The sequence below is a fragment of the Polaromonas sp. P1_G4 genome, from assembly GCF_056405475.1.
Genome location: NZ_JBFUCA010000637.1, coordinates 1 through 2,072, shown reverse-complemented (window position 1 = coordinate 2,072; position 2,072 = coordinate 1). Strand labels below are relative to the sequence as shown.

The window sequence follows — 2,072 nt, the reverse complement described above, 5'->3', positions numbered from 1 at the left end:
CGATAGGGGTGTGCCAAGCCATCTCTAGTCATACACCTCGGCGTCCGGATCGGTGGCTTCGAGTTCATAGCTCGCAGCAAGCATCGCCAGTCGGGCGATCACGCCATACATATAGAAGCGGTTGGGGCTGCTGGAGCCGGGCTTCTCGCCGGGCTGCGGCAGGCGGCCGCTGTCGGCAAAGGCCAGGGGTACAAAGCTGGCGCCGGGCGCGTTGAGGTTTTCGTCCACGCCGCGCTCGGCATGAACGCGGTAAAAGCCGCCGACCACATAACGGTCCATCATGTAGACCACGGGCTCGGCCACGGCGTCGTTCACGCGCTCGTTGGTCAGCACGCCTTCCTGGATGATCACTTCGGACAGCGGCTGGCCATCTTTCGTCGTGCTCATCTTGTTTTTTGTCTTGCGGTTCAGCGCGTCCAGGTCTTTCACGTCGCGCACCGTCATGATGCCCATGCCATAAGTGCCGTTGTCGGCCTTGACGACGACAAAAGGCTTTTCGTTGATGCCGTATTCCTTGTACTTGCGCTTGATTTTGGTGAGCAGCGCATCGACGTTGGTGGTCAGGCAATCCATGCCGGTTTCTTCGGCAAAGTTGACTTCACCGCACTGGGCGTACATGGGGTTGATAAGCCAGGGGTCTATGCCCAGCAGCTTGCCGAAACGCTTGGAAACTTCTTCGTAGGCCTTGAAGTGCCGCGACTTGCGGCGCACCGACCAGCCGGCATGCAGCGGCGGCAACAGGTACTGCTCGTTGAGGTCTTCCAGGATGCCGGGGATGCCGGCCGACAGGTCATTGTTCAGCAAAATGGTGCAGGGGTCGAAGTCTTTCAGGCCCAGGCGGCGGTCGGTCCGGATCAGCGGCTCGATCGTGATGGTCTCTCCGGTCGGCAGGTTCAGCGTGGTGGGCTCCTTGATGTCGGAGCTCAGCGAGCCGAAACGCACATTGAGGCCGGCCTGGTGAAAAATGCGCTTGAGCTGCAGCACGTTGGACAGGTAAAAGCTGTTGCGCGTGTGGTTCTCGGGCACGACCAGCAGGTTGCGCGCCTCGGGACAGATCTTTTCGATCGCGGCCATGGCGGCCTGCACCGCCAGCGGCAGCATCTCGGGCGTCAGGTTGTTCCAGCCGCCGGGGTAGAGGTTGGTGTCGACCGGGGCGAGCTTGAAGCCGGCGTTGCGGATGTCGACCGAGCTGTAAAACGGCGGCGTGTGCTCCATCCACTCCAGCCGGAACCAGCGCTCAATCGCCGGCGTGGAGTCCAGGACCCGTTGTTCGAGTTCGTTGATAGGGCCGTTCAGGGCGGTGATGAGGTGCGGAACCATTCGGCCACTTTCGAGTAGGGAATCTGTTATTTGCTTCGGTTATATCTGACCGAATTTTAGGGAGATTGGGACAGACTGCAGGGGTTACAAGGGGTAACGCCGCCGCAAGTCATCCAAAAATCCGTGGGCCGACTTCTCAGCCCGGCATGGCTTCAGGTACGGACTTCGCCCTGGCCCAGCACCACATATTTGAGGGACGTCAGCCCCTCAATCCCGACCGGTCCACGCGCGTGGAACTTGTCGGTGCTGATGCCGATTTCGGCTCCCAGCCCAAACTCGAATCCATCGGCGAAGCGGGTGCTCGCATTCACCATGACGCTGGCTGAATCCACCTCGCGCAGAAAGCGCTGGGCGTTGATGTGGTCGCGCGTGAGGATGGCATCTGTGTGGTGGCTGGAGTACTGGTTGATGTGGGCGATGGCTTCGTCAATGCCCGCCACCACCTTGATGCTGATGATGGGCGCGAGGTATTCCTCGTACCAGTCCTGCTCCGTCGCCGCTTTCAGGTTGGCGCCTTTGACGCTCGCCAGGATCGCCTGGGCCTCGGCATCGCAACGCATCTCCACACCCTTGGCGGCGTAAATCGCGCCGATTTTGGGCAGGAACTGCGCGGCCACACCGCGCGCCACCAGCAAACCTTCGCTGGCATTGCAGGGGCTGTATTTTTGCGTTTTTGCGTTGTCGGCCACTTTCACCGCCATTTCGATGTCGCAGGGGTCGTCGACATACACATGGCAGTTGCCGTCCAGGTG

The 2,072-nt window shown here is 60.7% G+C and carries 2 protein-coding genes; both read right to left on the bottom strand.

Annotated elements, in window-relative coordinates; translation table 11 throughout:
- Positions 1-24: 24 nt before the first annotated feature.
- Positions 25-1,320: a glutamate--cysteine ligase gene (gshA, locus tag AC1D1X_RS21595; protein ID WP_457281482.1), complete on the bottom strand. Its 1,296-nt coding sequence runs from the start codon at positions 1,318-1,320 to the stop codon at positions 25-27.
- A gap of 152 nt (positions 1,321-1,472) precedes the next feature.
- The coding region (locus AC1D1X_RS21590) for a glutamate-5-semialdehyde dehydrogenase (protein WP_477699141.1) at positions 1,473-2,072 on the bottom strand (600 nt) is incomplete at its 5' end.